General features: G+C 61.3%; 16 protein-coding genes. 8 read left to right on the top strand and 8 right to left on the bottom strand.

Features of this window, described 5'->3' with window-relative positions; genetic code table 11:
• Positions 1 to 408: 408 nt before the first annotated feature.
• Positions 409 to 2,088, top strand: coding sequence for an alpha-keto acid decarboxylase family protein (locus ACTJJ6_RS10165; RefSeq protein WP_016928928.1), 1,680 nt, complete (start codon positions 409 to 411; stop codon positions 2,086 to 2,088).
• Positions 2,089 to 2,143: 55 nt separating this feature from the next.
• Here the strand turns inward: ACTJJ6_RS10165 and ACTJJ6_RS10160 are convergent, their stop codons facing one another.
• Positions 2,144 to 3,247, bottom strand: coding sequence for a DUF1615 domain-containing protein (locus ACTJJ6_RS10160; RefSeq protein ID WP_079449625.1), 1,104 nt, complete (start codon positions 3,245 to 3,247; stop codon positions 2,144 to 2,146).
• 129 nt (positions 3,248 to 3,376) lie between these two features.
• On the opposite strand from ACTJJ6_RS10160, the gene ACTJJ6_RS10155 reads away from it, so the two are divergent.
• Positions 3,377 to 3,835, top strand: a complete 459-nt coding sequence (locus ACTJJ6_RS10155; RefSeq protein ID WP_049299708.1) for a GNAT family N-acetyltransferase — start codon at positions 3,377 to 3,379, stop codon at positions 3,833 to 3,835.
• A 100-nt stretch (positions 3,836 to 3,935) separates the two neighbouring features.
• A complete protein-coding gene (gene tehB, locus ACTJJ6_RS10150) occupies positions 3,936 to 4,799 on the top strand; it encodes an SAM-dependent methyltransferase TehB (RefSeq protein ID WP_016928930.1) in 864 nt (287 codons plus the stop codon).
• On the opposite strand, the gene ACTJJ6_RS10145 is transcribed toward tehB, so the two are convergent.
• Together ACTJJ6_RS10145 and ada are read right to left on the bottom strand one after the other, a co-directional pair.
• On the bottom strand, positions 4,794 to 5,507 hold the full coding sequence (locus ACTJJ6_RS10145) for a 2OG-Fe(II) oxygenase (protein ID WP_440801302.1): 714 nt from the start codon (positions 5,505 to 5,507) through the stop codon (positions 4,794 to 4,796). The two genes, tehB and ACTJJ6_RS10145, sit on opposite strands and share 6 nt — an antisense overlap.
• Positions 5,504 to 6,559, bottom strand: coding sequence for a bifunctional DNA-binding transcriptional regulator/O6-methylguanine-DNA methyltransferase Ada (ada, locus tag ACTJJ6_RS10140; RefSeq protein ID WP_110146715.1), 1,056 nt, complete (start codon positions 6,557 to 6,559; stop codon positions 5,504 to 5,506). The genes ACTJJ6_RS10145 and ada overlap by 4 nt, the downstream gene beginning before the upstream one ends.
• Before the next feature lie 237 nt (positions 6,560 to 6,796).
• On the opposite strand from ada, the gene leuE reads away from it, so the two are divergent.
• The gene (leuE, locus tag ACTJJ6_RS10135) at positions 6,797 to 7,435 is read left to right on the top strand and encodes a leucine efflux protein LeuE (protein ID WP_049299711.1); all 639 of its coding nucleotides are present in this window, start codon (positions 6,797 to 6,799) and stop codon (positions 7,433 to 7,435) included.
• Between the two features lie 159 nt (positions 7,436 to 7,594).
• Complete coding sequence (locus ACTJJ6_RS10130; RefSeq protein WP_016928934.1) at positions 7,595 to 9,094, top strand: aldehyde dehydrogenase family protein; 1,500 nt, start codon at positions 7,595 to 7,597, stop codon at positions 9,092 to 9,094.
• Between the two features lie 33 nt (positions 9,095 to 9,127).
• Here ACTJJ6_RS10130 and feaR read toward each other — a convergent pair whose 3' ends face one another.
• From feaR to ACTJJ6_RS10115, 3 genes are all read right to left on the bottom strand, one after another.
• Positions 9,128 to 10,027 carry a transcriptional regulator FeaR gene (gene feaR / locus ACTJJ6_RS10125; protein WP_049299733.1) on the bottom strand — a complete coding sequence of 300 codons (900 nt, stop codon included), beginning with the start codon at positions 10,025 to 10,027 and terminating at the stop codon, positions 9,128 to 9,130.
• Between the two features lie 137 nt (positions 10,028 to 10,164).
• A complete protein-coding gene (locus ACTJJ6_RS10120; protein WP_049299712.1) occupies positions 10,165 to 10,806 on the bottom strand; it encodes a DsbA family protein in 642 nt (213 codons plus the stop codon).
• 107 nt (positions 10,807 to 10,913) lie between these two features.
• Entirely contained in the window at positions 10,914 to 11,318 is a 405-nt protein-coding gene (locus tag ACTJJ6_RS10115) for an Exc2 family lipoprotein (RefSeq protein ID WP_016928937.1), read from the bottom strand.
• Positions 11,319 to 11,510: 192 nt separating this feature from the next.
• Between ACTJJ6_RS10115 and ACTJJ6_RS10110 the strand changes: the two genes are divergently transcribed.
• Complete coding sequence (locus tag ACTJJ6_RS10110; RefSeq protein WP_016928938.1) at positions 11,511 to 11,759, top strand: hypothetical protein; 249 nt, start codon at positions 11,511 to 11,513, stop codon at positions 11,757 to 11,759.
• Here ACTJJ6_RS10110 and ACTJJ6_RS10105 read toward each other — a convergent pair.
• Entirely contained in the window at positions 11,756 to 12,523 is a 768-nt protein-coding gene (locus ACTJJ6_RS10105) for an NAD(P)H-dependent oxidoreductase (protein ID WP_049299713.1), read from the bottom strand. The two genes, ACTJJ6_RS10110 and ACTJJ6_RS10105, sit on opposite strands and share 4 nt — an antisense overlap.
• Positions 12,524 to 12,607: 84 nt before the next feature.
• Here ACTJJ6_RS10105 and ACTJJ6_RS10100 point away from each other — a divergent pair, with 84 nt between their 5' ends.
• The gene (locus tag ACTJJ6_RS10100) at positions 12,608 to 12,988 is read left to right on the top strand and encodes a winged helix-turn-helix transcriptional regulator (RefSeq protein ID WP_049299714.1); all 381 of its coding nucleotides are present in this window, start codon (positions 12,608 to 12,610) and stop codon (positions 12,986 to 12,988) included.
• Here the strand turns inward: ACTJJ6_RS10100 and ACTJJ6_RS10095 are convergent.
• Positions 12,985 to 13,566: a flavin reductase family protein gene (locus ACTJJ6_RS10095; protein ID WP_440801296.1), complete on the bottom strand. Its 582-nt coding sequence runs from the start codon at positions 13,564 to 13,566 to the stop codon at positions 12,985 to 12,987. The genes ACTJJ6_RS10100 and ACTJJ6_RS10095 overlap by 4 nt on opposite strands.
• 174 nt (positions 13,567 to 13,740) lie before the next feature.
• Here ACTJJ6_RS10095 and ACTJJ6_RS10090 point away from each other — a divergent pair, with 174 nt between their 5' ends.
• Positions 13,741 to 15,342: an ABC transporter substrate-binding protein gene (locus tag ACTJJ6_RS10090; protein ID WP_049299715.1), complete on the top strand. Its 1,602-nt coding sequence runs from the start codon at positions 13,741 to 13,743 to the stop codon at positions 15,340 to 15,342.
• Positions 15,343 to 15,429: the final 87 nt, after the last annotated feature.

The following is a 15,429-nucleotide window of genomic DNA, read 5'->3' as shown; positions in this document are numbered from 1 at the left end:
TCATGAAATAAGCGTGCGGCGGATCACCAAAATCCCCCTTTACGCCAGGTTCTGCTTTTCTTTCCCAGGCAAAAAGCGTTACGCCACCCGATGGGATTTAACGCGGCGTCAAAAGTACCGGATGTCTCGCCCTGCATCACGATAAATGCCAATGCGCCGCCGCTTCTCTGCCGATATACCGTCAATGAAAAATACCGTCTCTTCCCAAAATCCAATAACCCTACTTTTTATGTATTACTCATTCGCGTAAAGCGCCGAATACAAACCGCCTATTCACCGGCCGCCCTCCTTATCTTGAACAAGCCGAGACTTTAAATAACTGTTAATGCTAACGACACAACATCGCCAGCAATTTATTTTTGCTGATTTTCGCCTGACAAAATAAAGATAAATAATCCGGAGCAATCAATGAAAATAACTATCGGGTCATTCATTCTGCAACAGCTTCATGCCCTGAGCGTCGATCGTATTTACGGCGTGCCCGGCGACTATAACCTCAGCCTGCTGGAGCTGTTGGAAAGCGACGAACGGCTGACATTTGTCGGCAACTGCAATGAATTGAACGCCTCCTACGCCGCTGACGGCTACGCACGGATGAAAGGCGCCGGCGCGCTGATCGTCACCTACGGCGTCGGCGATCTGGCCGCGTTGTCCGGCATCGCCGGCGCCTATGCCGAATCTTCACCTGTGGTCTGCATCGCCGGCACGCCGCCGCTGCACGCGATGAAGAATCATCAGCTATTGCACCATACCCTGGGCGACGGCAATTTCGACAACGTCATGAACTGCTTTAAACAATTCACCGTCGCTCAGGCTCTGATCACGCCGGAAAATGCCGCTCAGGAAATTCCACGCGTTATTTCTCGCGCCTGGATAGAGAAGAAACCGGTATATTTACAGCTGCCGTCTGATATTTGCGATGTCGAAATTGAAGTTGCCGCAGCCGCAGCACCGCCGCAGTTGCCGGCGAGCGATAAATACAATGTGCAATTAGCGGCGATGGCGCTGTTAACCAAAATAAAACGCGCACAGCGCCCGATCATATTGGTCGACCAAATGGTGGATCGTTATCGGTTGCAGCAGCAGGTTATCGCCGTCGCTCACCGCTTTGCCATTCCGCTGACCAATATGCCAACCGCCAAATGCATTATTCCGGAAGATACCGCCGGTTGGATGGGCGGCTACAGCGGCAACCTATCGCGCCCCGAACTCTATGAACGCATGGCCCACTCGGACTGCGTGCTGAGTTTCGGCGTGCGTCTGGTGGACTCCACCACCGGCTATTTCTCGCAGCAAATTCCCGCCGCCGCTCAGGTAGATATTCAGCCGTTCTCGATGACGCTGGACAAGACTTCCTACCCGGCGGTGTCGACGGCGGATCTGCTGCAGGCGCTGTTGGATCTGAGCGAAGACGCGCCGGCGCAGCCTTTATCACCGCTGGCCGATCCGCGTGACAAGCTGGCGACGCCGAGCGACGCGCCTCTCGACCAGGCCTATCTGTGGCGGCGGATCCAACGCTTCATTCAGGCGGATGATGTGGTGGTGGTGGAAAACGGCACCTCGGGCGCGGCCATCGGCGGCATGCGCATGCCGGGCGGCGTCAAGGTGGTCAACCAACCGATTTGGGGCTCGATCGGTTATACCCTGCCGGCGCTGCTCGGCACCCTGATGGCGGCTCCTGAACGCCGTCACCTGCTGTTCATCGGCGACGGCTCCTTCCAGCTTACCGCGCAGGAAGTGTCCACCCTGCTGCGCTGTGAACAAAAACCGATCATCTTCCTGATCAACAATGACGGTTACACCATCGAACGCTATATCCTCGGCGAAAACTCGTCCTACAACGACATCAGCCCGTGGGACTACGCCAAACTGCCGGCGGTATTGAATACCCAGGCGCAGCCGTTCAGCGTGGCGGTGGAAACCACACAACAGTTGGAAATGGCCCTGGAACACGCCTCGCGGCAGGATCGGCTGGCGTTTATCGAGGTGAAAGTGCCGATGATGGACACGCCGCCAGTGATGAAAGAGTTCTGTAATCGCTGCAACAGCTTTAACTTCGGCCTGACCAACCCGCGCCGCAGCGCCTGAGACGCGATGATCGCGCCGCCGGTGGTTCAGGCTGCCGGCGGCGTTTTTCATGCCGTTACCCGCCGGCGCGCGCCATGCAACGCTGGCGGCGTTCATCCACCCGCTTGGCGAACCAGGCGGTGGTCAGCTTGCGGGTGATTTTCGGGCTTTCCAGCTGAATGCCCGGCAGCATCTCACGCGGCAGCTTGCCGCCCGCCAACGCAAAGACCTTCTTATACAGGTCGGTATCGGCAAAGTCAGCCGTATCGCCTTTCTCAAGCGCCCGGCGAATGGCGCTGTCGCTCATGTTCAGGCGCTTGCCGAGCGTGCGCACCGCCAGCTCGGTCGAGCCGGGCTTGTCGCTGCTGAAGTCGATCAGATCGCCGTCCAGCGCCAGCGGAATGGCGCTCGCCCGGCTGACCGCGTTTTGGAACGCCGCGTTGCGGCTGGCGTACCAGCCGGCGTTGAAGTCGGCAAAGCGGTAAATCGGCCGGCTGTAATCGGCCGGGTACCCCAGCAAATGCATAATGCCGAAGTACATACCGCCGCGCCGGCTGAAAACTTCGCGGCGAATCGAGCCGTCGACCGGATAAGGATACCCTTTGGCGTGCGCCTCGGCGAAGGCGATGCTCACCTGCATCGGGCCGCCGGTATGTACCGGGTTCAAATGGCCGAACAGTTTCTGTCCCATCGGCACGCGGTCGATCATGTCATCGAAGATATCGCTCAGATCCTTCTCCGTGCGCACCTTATCCAGACGCTCGCTGTAGCTCTGGCCGTTCGACGACGAGATCTTCAACGCGGTATGCACCAAAAAGTTCGGGATGTGCATCTGATCGGCGCGGCGGTCGATCTCTTTCCAGGCGATCTTCGGCAGCCCCGGCACCTGCGGGTTAGCCTGGAACGTCGACTCTTGTTCGGTCACCGCCAGCACCGAACACAGGTTCTCATCGCTCGGTTCGATGCCCTGCGCGGCAAAGGCGGCGGTAATATCGGTGGCCCAGCCCTGACGATCGCCGGCGTTGGCCGGGATCAGCGTCATCAGTCGGGCTTTGACGTCGGCGGGACGCGCCGCCGGCGCCGTGGTGGTGGTCTTGCTGGTACAGCCCGCCAGCGCCAGCAGCGCGGCCAGGCTCAGCCAACGGAAGGGCATCGGGTGGAATAAACGAGGTATCGGCATCTTTTCCCTGAACGTGATGACATGAACAGCACTGAAATTAGCCCAGCCGCCGCGCACAATCCAGTATAAATATACCCGTTCCGCCGCACAGGTGGGCCGGGAAATACCCAACAACGCAGGGAGAACAAAATGATCGAACTCAAAGAAATGACGACGCAGGAACTGGATCACTACCGTAAATACGGGGTAAAGGCTTACGCAGACGATTTGGCGCGTTCGTTTCAGCTCAGCCAGGAACACGCGTTGATCGAGGCCGAAGCCAATTTCAAACGAGGGCTGGCGATGCCCGATCAACGGTTGGTATGCGCGAGACTGCCGAATGTCGAGGACAGCATCGCCACCGTCTGGTACGCCATTGAGCAACGAACCTTCGGTAAGCAGCTGTTTATCTATGATTTTGAAGTGACACACGCCTGGCGTGGCAAAGGTTATGGCGAACGGGTACTAAACGCGGTGCTGGACGCGGCGAGAGCACAGGGGGCGGAATATGCCGAACTGACGGTGTTCAACGATAATCCGACGGCCGCACGCCTGTATTCCAAGTTAGGTTTCGATGCGGTCACCACCCGTATGCGCCGCCGTTTGTAGCAATAGGTTATCGAAGCTCGGGATTTTCAAATGACGCATAAAGATGTATTTTATATACATCATATAAATCACTTTGCTCACCCAGCCAGAGGAGCCCCCTATGGAGCAGCAGTTGCTTTGCTATAAAACCCTGCCGGAATGGAACAGCGATACGCTGCCGGAAGCCTTCCGCCAGCGCCACAACACCCAGAGCGGCACCTGGGCGAAGCTCACCGTGCTGAGCGGCAACCTGACGTTCGCCATGATGACCGAAGACGGCGCCACCACCGAAACCTGGCAGTTCAGCCCCGAAAGCCAGCCGCCGTTTATCGCGCCGCAGCAGTGGCATCGCATCGTTTCCTTCTCGGACGACATGACCTGCCGGCTGGCGTTTTACTGCACGCCGGAAGATTACTACCACAAGAAATACGAACTGACGCGCACCCACTCCGAAGTGATCGAGGCGGCGGCGCGCATCGCGCCGGGCAAGGCGCTGGATCTGGGCTGCGGCGGCGGCCGCAATTCGCTCTATCTCAATCTGAAAGGTTTCGACGTCACCGCCTGGGACAAGCACGCGCCGTCGATAGCTCGCCTCAACCAGATCGTCGACGCCGAGCAGCTGACCCGCCTGCGCGCCGGGGTGCAGGATCTCAATACTCACCGCTTCAGCGGCGAATATGACTTCATCCTGTCCACCGTGGTGTTGATGTTCCTCGAGCGGCAGCAAATCCCGCATATCGTGCAAAACATGCAGGACAGCACCGTGCGCGGCGGCCATAACCTGATCGTGGCGGCGATGGATACCGAAGATTATCCCTGCCCGCTGCCGTTCCCGTTCACCTTCAGCCCGGGTGAGCTGAAGCATTATTATCGCGACTGGGAAATCCTCAAATACAACGAAGACGTCGGCCAACTGCATAAGACCGACGCCAACGGCAACCGCATCTCGCTGCGCTTCGCCACCCTGCTGGCGCGCAAGCTATAGCGCGTCGTGAAAGATCACCCCTAGCGTATGGCGTTGGCCGGTGCGTATCCGGCTGACGCCGTGGCGCAGATTGACCCGATAGTAACCTTTCATTCCCGCCACCGGCCGGTGATGCACGGCGAACACCACCGCGTCGCCCTGCTGCAGTGGCACCACCTCCGGCCGGCTCTGCATCCGCGGCCGCTGTTCGGTCAGCACAAATTCGCCGCCGGTGAAATCCCGTTCGGGGACGGAGAGCAAAAACGCCACCTGCAGCGGAAACACCCGCTCGCCGTACAGATCCTGATGCAGGCAGTTGTAATCCCCTGTTTCGTAGCGCAACAGCAGCGGCGTCGGCCGCCGTTGGCCGGCCCGGTGGCATTCGGCCAGGTAGGCTTCGTGTTCGGCGGGATAGCGCGCCGCCAGGCCCAACAAGGCGTTCCAGCGGTTGGCCACCGGCGCCAGCCGTGCATACATCAGGCTGCGCGCCTCGGCCACCGGCGACGGCAGCGGATAGGCGAAATAGCGGTACTCGCCGCGGCCAAAACCGTGCTTCGCCATTACGATGCGGCTGCGGAAGTGCGCATCCTGCGGGTAGAGCGCTGTCAGCTCGCGGCACAGCTCTTGGCTGAGCACGCCGGGCAGCCGCGCGCAGCCCTGCGCATCGAGTTCGCGCTCGATCGCCGCCCAGTCCAATTCGGCCAGCCGAGCCGCCAGCCCGCCGCTCATCGCTGCGCCTCTTTTTCCAGCAAGGCTTTCTTGCGCTCGACGCCCCAGCGATAGCCGGACAAGGCGCCGTCGTTGCGCACCACCCGGTGGCAGGGGATCGCCACCGCCAGCATGTTGGCGGCGCAGGCGCCGGCCACCGCGCGCACCGCTTTGGGCGCCCCAATGCGCCGGGCGATATCGGCATAGCTGACGGTTTCGCCGACCGGTATCGCCTGCAGCGCCCGCCAGACTCGCTGTTGAAACGCGGTGCCGCGAATATCCAGCGGCAGCGCCAGCCCGTTCTCCGGCGCTTCAATCAGGCCCACCACCTGCGCCATCAGCGCTTCATACTGCGCATCGCCGCCGATCAGCTCGGCGTTGGGGAATTTGTCCTGCAGATCCTGCACCAGCTGCTGCGCATCGTCCCCCAGCAGAATAGCGCAGATGCCCACCTCGCTCTGCGCCGCCAGGATCTCGCCCAGCGAACAGCGCCCGACGGCGAAATGGATGCGCATGCCTTTGCCGCCCGCCCGATAGGCCTTCGGCGTCATGCCCAGCGCGGCGTTGGCCTGCTGGTAGAAGCGGCCATTGGCGCCATAGCCGGCGTCGAAGATCGCGTCGGTCACCGTTTCCCGCTGTGTAAGACCGGCGCGCAAGCGCTGGCTGCGCTGCGCATCGGCGTAGCCTTTCGGCGTCAGGCCGGTGATCGCTTTGAACAGCCGGTGGAAATGGTATTGGCTCAACCCGACGTGGCGCGCCAGCGTCTGCAGCGACGGCGCTTTTTCCGCCCGTTCGATATAGCGGCAGGCCGCGGCTATCTGCCGCGCATGCTGTTCCGTCAGCGGCGTCAGCCCTTGCCGGCAGCGTTTGCAGGGCCGATAACCCGCCGCCTCCGCCTGCTCCGCATCGTCGAACAGCTCCACGTTTTGCCGATTCGGCTGGCGTGACGGGCAGGAAGGAGAGCAATACACGCCGGTGGTTTTCACCGCGTAGATAAAGCGGCCGTCGGCGTGCTTGTCGCGGCTGACGATCGCCAGCCAGCGCGGATCGGCGCTGTCGATTACGTTTTTCATCATCCGTTCCTCACTGCGGTTTCGATGTTAACCAGCATAGTGACGGGCCATTGGCGAAACACGCCGACTCTTGCTTTTTAATTCGATGCCAACGTTTTCAACAATGTTTCGACAATTTTTAACCAACAACATGAAGTTTATTACGTTGCCAACCCGGTTGCACGGCGTTAGGATCGCGGCCGGCCACGGGCGTGGCCAGTGTTTCTGCCTGTTAGTTGCGCGCATGGAGAGGTTATTGTGTTAGAGAGTTTTGGCGTCCTGAATTTATGGACCTATTTGGCCGGGGTGGTCTTCATCATCATTCTGCCGGGGCCGAATACGCTGTACGTGCTGAAAACCGGCGTATCGCGCGGCGTGCGCGCCGGCTATACCGCGGCGCTGGGCGTGTTTATCGGCGATGCGATCCTGATCTTCTGCGCCTATATCGGCGTGGCTTCGCTGATCCGCACCACGCCGTTCCTGTTTACCCTGGTACGTTTTCTCGGCGCGATTTACCTGCTGTTCCTCGGCGCAAAAATCCTCTACGCCACCTTCGTGCAGCAGGCGCAGGCGCAACAGCAGCAAATTGAAGGCGGCCACAGCATTCTGCGCAAGTCGCTGACGCTGAGCCTGACCAACCCGAAAGCTATTCTGTTTTACGTGTCGTTCTTCGTGCAGTTCATCGACTTCAACTACGCGCACACCGGGCTGTCGTTCACCATTCTGGCGCTGATCCTCGAAGCCGTCAGCTTTATCTACATGAGCACGCTGATCTTCTCCGGCGCGATGCTGGCGCATTTCTTCAACCACAAGAAAGGCCTGGCGAAGCTCGGCAACGGCCTGATCGGCCTGCTGTTCCTCGGTTTCGCCACCCGTCTGGCGACCCTGAGCTCGTGATCCCTCCCGGCCGGCGCCCGCCGGCCGCGGTTTACTGTTCCGTCACGGCAAAATGACACGCAGGACAAACCGAATGTCAGGCAGAGCAAAGCCGCCGCTTTACCGCTGATCTAGACTCTCAGGGTTAACGATAACCTGATGAGCCTGATCGGAGGATGTATGTCTGACAATACCGTAGCCGTGCTGGATAGCGTGTCGCGTTTTCTCGATCGTCAGCATGGGCTGTATATCGACGGCCAGTGGCGCGCGTCCGCCGCGGAAGGCCGCCTGGCGGTGTATAACCCCGCCAATGGGCAGCAGATCGCCACCACCGCCGACGCCAACGAACACGACGTCGCGCTGGCGGTGCAGTCCGCCCACAAAGCCTTCAGCGAAGGCGTCTGGGCGCAGCGTCTGCCGGTAGAGCGCGAACGCATCCTGCTGCGCTTCGCCGATCTGGTGGAGCAGCACGCCGAAGAGCTGGCGCAGCTCGAAACCCTGGAGCAGGGCAAATCCATCAACATCGCCCGCGCTTTCGAAGTCGGCAGCACCCTGAACTGGATGCGTTACACCGCCGGGCTGGCGACCAAAATCACCGGCCAGACGCTGGACGTCTCCATTCCGATGCCGCCGGGCGCCAAATATCAGGTTTATACCCGCAAAGAGCCGATCGGCGTGGTCGCCGGCATCGTGCCCTGGAACTTCCCGCTGATGATCGGCATGTGGAAAGTGATGCCGGCGCTGGCGGCGGGCTGCTCCATCGTCATCAAGCCGTCGGAAACCACCCCGCTCACCCTGCTGCGCATCGCCGAACTGGCGAGCGAAGCCGGCGTGCCGCCGGGCGTGTTCAACGTGGTCACCGGCCGCGGCACCGTGTGCGGCAAGGCGCTGACCGAACATCCGCTGATCGCCAAAGTCAGCTTTACCGGCTCCACCCCGGTGGGCAAAAGCATCGCGCGCGCGGCGGCGGATCGCCTGACCCGCGTGACGCTGGAGCTGGGCGGCAAAAACCCGGCCATCGTGCTGAAAGATGCCGATCCGCAGCAGGTGATCGAAGGCCTGATGCTCGGCAGTTTCCTCAACCAAGGGCAGGTGTGCGCCGCCAGCTCGCGAATTTATATTGAAGCGCCGATTTATGATCGGCTGGTAGCCGGATTCGAACAGGCGGTGAAATCGCTGTCGGTCGGGCCGGGGATGGATACCGGCGCGCAAATCAACCCGCTGGTGTCGCTCGCGCACCGCAACAAGGTGGCGGCCTACCTGGACGACGCCCGGGCGAAAAACGCCGAGCTTATCGGCGGCGCGGCCGGGCCGGACGCCAACGGCTTCTACATTCCGCCGACGCTGGTGATCAACCCGGACGATCGGCTGAACCTGACGCGCGAGGAAGTGTTCGGCCCGGTGGTCAACCTGATCCGTGTGGCGAGCGCCGAAGAGGCGCTGAGCAAGGCCAATGACACCGACTTCGGGCTGACCGCCAGCCTGTGGACCACCAGCCTGCAGCAGGCGATGGCGCTGACGCCGCGCATTCAGGCCGGCACCGTGTGGGTCAACACCCATACGCTGATCGACCCGAACATGCCGTTCGGCGGGTTCAAACAGTCGGGCAGCGGCCGCGATTTCGGCCCGGATTGGCTGGATGCCTACACCGAGTCGAAATCGGTCTGCATCCGCTATTGAGTGAAGCGGCGCGGGCCTGGCCCGCGCCCTGACTTACTGATACTGCCGACGGTATTCGCTCGGCGACATGCCGAAACGCTGCTTGAAAGCAGTCGAGAAATGGCTGTGATCGGCGAAGCCCCAGTCGAGGCCGACCCCGGCCAGCTTTTCCTGCCCGGCGGCGCTGCGCAGCGCCTGCGCGCACAGATCCAGCCTGCGGTTCCTGATGTACTGCGCCACCACCAGCCCCTGACGGGCGAACAGCCGATACAGGCTGCGTAACGACACCCCCAACTCGGCCGCCACCCACTCAGGGCGCAGCTGCGCCGACTGAATATGCCTGTCGATCAACGCCAGCGCCTTGTCGAAGACCGATTGTTGTCCCTCTGGGCGCGCCTGTTCGAGCGCCAACGCCGGGCGCAGCAGCGCCGCCAGCGCATTCAGCACCGCCTCGCTTTCCGCCGCGGCGAGCTGAGGATCCTGCATGCTGCTCAGCACCAGCTGGCGGCTAAGGCGCACCGCGCTGAGCTCGGCCCCCAGACGCTGGGCGCAGGGCGGCGGCAGCGGCAGGCAGCCGCGCGGCAACAACAGGGATATTTGGCGCGAATCGCGCTGGAAGGTGAAGCTGCTGGGCCGTGAGGCATCGATCAGCGTCATGTCGCCGGGAGAGAGCAGCGTTTGGCGATCGCCCTGCTCCATCAACGCGCTGCCGCGCAGCTGGATGACGGTGAAAAAGTGCGCGCCGTCGCTGCGGGCGATCTCACGCGGCGTGCGGTACAGCCGGGCCTGAGACACGTCGACCACGCTCAGGCGCAGGGCATGGGCGCGAAACTCCTGCATCGCCCCGCTGAAGCCGGGCCCCAACGTTTTCGCGCAGAATCGGCCGCAGGCGGTGTTGATTTTCCCCAGCCACTCTTCGAAGCCGACGTCCCGGAGCGTTGCCAATGCCGTCATGATCTCTCCCTTCAAACAGCAGCGGTGCTGCGCCGTTGAACAGAAAAACACCATAACAATCCGTTAACACACAATCAATGGCGAGCGGGGGATTTGGCGCCGCGATCACAGATCATCGGGCGCCGGGAGGCATCGCCTTAAGGCTGCGTATCCAACAGATAGCGCACCACCGCCGCGTACTCTTTGGCGTAGCCTTCAACGCTGGTGCTGGCCATGCCGGCATTGTCTATCTTGTATTTGCCTGCCACGTAGAACGACGGAGTACCGCGCACGTCGAACGCTTTCACCGCTTCGTTCTGCTTGGCGATCAATCCTTTGACCAGCAGGCTGTGGCGCGCGTTTTCATAGGTGGCGGCATCGATGCCGGCCGCCGTAAACACCCGCTGAATATCGTCGGCGCCGTTGACGGCGCGCTGTTTCTGCACCGCGTCGAACATCGCGCCTTCAATCTTGTCTTCCACGCCCAGCACCGTCGCCACCGCCCAGGCTTCGGTCAGCGCATTGCCCAGTTTGCCCATCAGGCTGACGTGATATTTGGTGACTTTCTCACCGGCGGGCAGCGCCTGCGCCACGGTGCCGCCTACGCGGTAGGTTTCGGCGAACTGATAGCAAGGGCCGCAGTAGAAGGAGAAGAACTCCACCACCGCCGGCGCGGCGGCCACCGGCTTATCCAGCCGGGTATATTGCTCGCCCGCACGGTAATCCGCGGCCTGAACCGCGGGCAGCGCCAACATCAATACGACGGCGGCGGCGAACGAACGCTTAACTTTTGCCAACATAAACACTCCTGGTTTCATCTATGAACATCGTCCTTAGCGGCGGTTTTTATAATCAAATAACCGCCAGAAGACCAGTTTTTATTACCTTCTATTTGTGAGGGATTAAGTCAGCGTCCTTCGTAGCCGTCCCAATAGGCACCCACCGCTTCCTGCGAGAGCACCTGGCGGCGCTTAGGATTGTCGGCGCTGCTGTAGGCGCGATTGATGAAAATGGTTTTGTGTTCCATGTTCTGCTGGAACTCCGCGCTGGCCAGGTAATCGGCCTTTTTCTGCGCCTCGCTGCGCGCCACGCCCGCCGCGCGATCCTTTTTCCCCTGCTGGTAGAACTGTTCGAACATCGGCACAGCGTTTTTAATGCTGCCGTTCACATCGGTGCGGAATTGCGGATCGAAGTCGTCGCGGGTTTGATAAACGTAGTGTTTGGCATGCTGCTCGGCACTGCTGAGGTGATGAGTGCAGGCGCTGAGCGCCAACAGCGGCAACAACAGCGCCGCGCTTTTCAGTCTTTTCATGTCGTCTGTCCCTGTCAGTGAGGAAGGTTCCTTTAGCGCCACGAGCATAGCGCCGGCCCCCGGTGAACGTCAAACGACAAATCGCGCATCACTTTGTTTTATATTAATATTATATACATTGATTGGTATTCATTGCCTGAAACACTATGCTTTAACAGACAGGGTAAACACTCACCGACAGCGAGGCGGCCAATGAAACCGATCGACAAAAACGTGGGGGAGTACGACCTCACGGCGGAAAAAAAAGCGGGCATGATCACCGGCACCATCCGCGGTGAACTGCCGGACAGCGACGCGAATCTGCCGCTGGTGCCCTTCTCCGGCACTTTCGCCGGCCCCAGCGTAGCCGAAGCCATCGCCGATATTCAGCAGCAGTTCCCCGACATCGAACCGGCGATTATCGACGATTTGCGCGAGGAACTGCTGAAGGCCGGGTTCTAAGCCGGATCGCAGTGCCGCACGAACGGGCTGTACACCGGCGCGCCGGGCTTCAGCGCCAGATCGGCGTCAAAATCTTCATTGCGGTTGAACGGCACCGCCGGCCAGGCGGAAAACGCGTTCAAACCGTCCCGGTACGCCTGTGTCACCTGCGCCAACGCGGCGTTTTGCGCCTGCAGAGCTTCACCCGCCAACCCGCCGCGCACGCCATAGACCAGGAACGGCTCCAGCACGCTAAAGCCGATATAGTGCAGCGCATGCATGATTGGCCACAGCATCAGCCGCATGTCGCCGTCGCGCCCATTCGGCGCGCAGGCCTGTGCGGAAGCGCCGGCGGTGACGGTCAGCAGCGCCCGTTTGCCGCGCATTACGCCGTTCTCATGGCGGTGGCGGCTGTCGTAGATCCCGCCGTAAACGAACACCCGATCCATCCAGCCCTTGATGATAGCCGGCGCGCCGAACCACCAGAAAGGGAACTGCAGCACCAGCGTATCCGCCCAGCGCAGCAGCTCAATATGCCGCCGGATCTCCACCGGCAGCGCCTGGATCGTCCAGTGATGGCGCTGTTCCTGCATCGCATCGAACCTGTCCGCCTGCTTTCTGCTGGGGTAGTGGCCGGCGCCCTCGCGCGGATCAAACCCCTCCTGATACAGATCGACCGTTTTCACCTGATGCCCCTGCGCCAGCCAGGCCTGCCGCGCCTGTTCGGCCAAATGGGCATTGAAAGAATGCGGCTCGGGGTGAGCCAGCACAATCAGCACGTTCATCCTGTGTCTCCCGTTGTAAGGTGGTGCTGTTATGCTGTGGTTTTATCGCCCCCTTGGCAATTACGCACCTGAAGGTAACCCCCAATGGCTTATCCCGGCGACGTCTATTCGAGCAAGTGTTCCGCGCGCGATGCGCTGGCGCTGATTTCCGGCAAGTGGGTGATGCTGATCCTGCCTGCGCTGGCGCAGCGCCCGATGCGCAACGGCGAGCTGCTGCGCCGCATCGACGGCATTTCGCAGAAGGTGCTGACGCAAACGCTGCGCCAGCTGGAACGCAACGGGCTGCTCGAACGGCTGGATTTCAGTGAAAAGAATCAGGCGCATGTGGAATACCGGCTCAGCGCCGTCGCCCGCTCGCTGGTCGAGACGCTGACGGCGCTGGACCGATGGGCGGAATACCATTTCCCCGAGCTGGACGCCGCCCGCGAGCGCTATGATGCCGACCGCGGGCGCGAAGCCGATTAAAGCGGTTTGGCCCGCAGCGTCTCGCCGCTGCGCACGAAGTTGCCGGCCCCCAGATGATGAATGGTGTGCAGATCCGAATTGGCGGCGGTGAAGTTCCAGCGCCCTTGCTGGAACACCCGCTCGTCCGCCGCCGCGCTCAACACCTCGCCGAAGCAGGTGTCGTATTTTTCCTGCGCGCCGCTTTCCGGCAATAATCGGCACTCCAGCCACGCCACGCAACCCTGTTCGATCAGCGGCACCTGCAGCGTAGCGCTCGGCGCAGCGGCGATGTGAAAGCGGGCGAACTTGTCGTCATCCAGCCCGGACACGCTGCCGACCGCGTAGGTGGCGTCGATGAACATGGCCGCCGGCACGCAAATGCCGAATGCGCCGCTCTCCTCGATCATTTGCCGGCTGTGCGCCCCTTTGTCCACCACAATGGCGATGCGCGGCGGGCTGAACTCCACCGGCATCGACCAGGCGGCGGCCATCACGTTGCGTTTGGCGCCGTCGCGGCTGCGGCTGGTGATCAATACCGTCGGGCCGTGGTTCAGCAGGCGGCTGGCGTGTTCGAGGGCGACAGGACGAAAGTGGCTCATCGGGAAATCCTTGCGAGTGACTGTTTTCCCAGCAGTGTAGATCTGCGCCGTAAAGGCAAGCAACGCGGGGCGCACAGAATGCACCGATGAGGCGCTTGTTCCCGATCTCGCCATCCGTTATCTATAGTTAGATCAATTCGCCGGTAACGGCTCATTCCACCTGAGGATCTTGCCTTGACGTTTTTAAAACACCCTATCGCCGGATTGGTGCTGGCCGGCTGCGGCCTGTTGTCGGCGGGCGGCGCGCTGGCCGCTTCCGATGCGCTGGTGTACTGCACCGTCGCCTCGCCGGAATCGTTCAACCCGCAGCTCTCCAGCTCCGGGCCGACCTTTATCGCCACCTCGCAGGTGCTGTACAACCGCCTGGTGACGCTGCGCGAAAGCGATAAAACGCCCGCCCCTTCGCTGGCCACCGAGTGGAGCGTCAGCCCGGACGGCAAGACCTACACCTTCACCCTGCGCCAGGGCGTGAAATTCAACAGCAACAAATACTTCACCCCAACGCGCGACTTCAACGCCGAAGACGTGGTGTTCACCGTGATGCGGCAGAAGGATCCCGCCAACCCGTATCACAAGGTCTCCGGCGGCAACTATGAATACTTCACCGACATGGGCCTGGATAAGCTGATCACCAAGGTGGAAGCGGTGGACGAGCACCACGTGCGCTTCACGCTGAGCCAGCCCAACGCCGCCTTCGTCGCCGACTGGGCGATGGATTTCGCCTCGATCCTGTCCGCCGAATACGCCGACGCGATGCTGAAAAAGGGCACGCCGGAATACGTCGACAACTGGCCGATCGGCACCGGGCCGTTTGCGCTGCAGCAGTACAAGCAGGATTCGCTGATCCGCTACACCGCCAACCCGCACTACTGGCAGGGCGAAGTGGCCAGCAAGCACCTGATCTTCTCGATTACGCCGGATCCGCAAACCCGGCTGGCCAAGCTGAAAACCAACGAATGCCAGATCATCCCCGCGCCGCTGCCGGAACAGTTCGCCGCCATCAAGGCCGACGGCAACCTGCAGCTGCACGACATTACCGGGCTGAACGTCGGCTATCTGGCGTTCAACACCCAGAAAAAACCGTTCGACAACCTGCTGGTGCGCCAGGCGCTGAGCTACGCGGTAGACAAGAAAGCGATCGTCGCCGCGGTGTTCAAAGACAGCGGCACGCCGGCCAATTCGCTGCTGCCGCCGGGCATGCTGGGCTACAACGACACACTGCCGGAGTACGCCTACGATCCGCAGAAGGCGCGCGAGCTGCTGAAGCAGGCCGGGCTGGAACAGGGCTTTGAAACCGACATTTGGTCGATGCCGGTACAGCGCCCTTACAACCCGAACTCGAAACGCATCGCCGAGATGATCCAGAGCGACTGGGCGAAGGTGGGCGTGAAGGCCAAGATCGTCACCTGGGAGTGGGGCCAGTATCTGGCCGGGCTGCGCAAAGGCGAGCAACAGAGCGCGCTGTACGGCTGGGTATCGGACAATGGCGATCCGGACAACTTCGCCACCCTGCTCGGCTGCGCCGGCGTGCAGAGCGGCGCCAATGTGGCGCGCTGGTGCGATAAGGATTACGACCGGCTGATCCAGCAGGCGATCCAGGAGAACCAGCCACAGGCGCGCGCCAAGCTGTATCAACAGGCGCAGGTGATCTTCGCCAAACAGGCGCCGTGGCTGCCGCTGGCCACCGGCAAAGTGTTCTACGCCACCCGCAGCAACCTGAGCGGCTACGTGGTGGACGTGAACGGCAGCGATTTCGCCAAGGCCAAATTGAACTGATCTCAGGCGCCGCAGCGAGGGCTGCGGCGTAATCCGCTTCATCGCTTAATAAGCTGCCAGCCTCTGAACCTATCGTTTATTAGCTTC

It is taken from the genome of Serratia sp. 22278 (genome assembly GCF_052045405.1).
Taxonomy (GTDB): domain Bacteria; phylum Pseudomonadota; class Gammaproteobacteria; order Enterobacterales; family Enterobacteriaceae; genus Serratia; species Serratia marcescens.
Note: the sequence above shows the minus strand (reverse complement) of the source record. Positions and strands in the feature narration are given on the sequence as shown.

Coding starts and splice junctions, on each gene's coding strand:
- ACTJJ6_RS10105 (WP_049299713.1), bottom strand. CDS start 12,523: ATGAACGTGCTGATTGTGCTGGCTCACCCCGAGCCGCATTCTTTCAAT.
- ACTJJ6_RS10145 (WP_440801302.1), bottom strand. CDS start 5,507: ATGAGCGGCGGGCTGGCGGCTCGGCTGGCCGAATTGGACTGGGCGGCG.
- ACTJJ6_RS10110 (WP_016928938.1), top strand. CDS start 11,511: ATGAAACCGATCGACAAAAACGTGGGGGAGTACGACCTCACGGCGGAA.
- ACTJJ6_RS10160 (WP_079449625.1), bottom strand. CDS start 3,247: ATGCCGATACCTCGTTTATTCCACCCGATGCCCTTCCGTTGGCTGAGC.
- ACTJJ6_RS10115 (WP_016928937.1), bottom strand. CDS start 11,318: ATGAAAAGACTGAAAAGCGCGGCGCTGTTGTTGCCGCTGTTGGCGCTC.
- ACTJJ6_RS10095 (WP_440801296.1), bottom strand. CDS start 13,566: ATGAGCCACTTTCGTCCTGTCGCCCTCGAACACGCCAGCCGCCTGCTG.
- ACTJJ6_RS10120 (WP_049299712.1), bottom strand. CDS start 10,806: ATGTTGGCAAAAGTTAAGCGTTCGTTCGCCGCCGCCGTCGTATTGATG.
- ada (WP_110146715.1), bottom strand. CDS start 6,559: ATGAAAAACGTAATCGACAGCGCCGATCCGCGCTGGCTGGCGATCGTC.
- ACTJJ6_RS10100 (WP_049299714.1), top strand. CDS start 12,608: ATGGCTTATCCCGGCGACGTCTATTCGAGCAAGTGTTCCGCGCGCGAT.
- tehB (WP_016928930.1), top strand. CDS start 3,936: ATGGAGCAGCAGTTGCTTTGCTATAAAACCCTGCCGGAATGGAACAGC.
- ACTJJ6_RS10155 (WP_049299708.1), top strand. CDS start 3,377: ATGATCGAACTCAAAGAAATGACGACGCAGGAACTGGATCACTACCGT.
- ACTJJ6_RS10165 (WP_016928928.1), top strand. CDS start 409: ATGAAAATAACTATCGGGTCATTCATTCTGCAACAGCTTCATGCCCTG.
- ACTJJ6_RS10130 (WP_016928934.1), top strand. CDS start 7,595: ATGTCTGACAATACCGTAGCCGTGCTGGATAGCGTGTCGCGTTTTCTC.
- feaR (WP_049299733.1), bottom strand. CDS start 10,027: ATGACGGCATTGGCAACGCTCCGGGACGTCGGCTTCGAAGAGTGGCTG.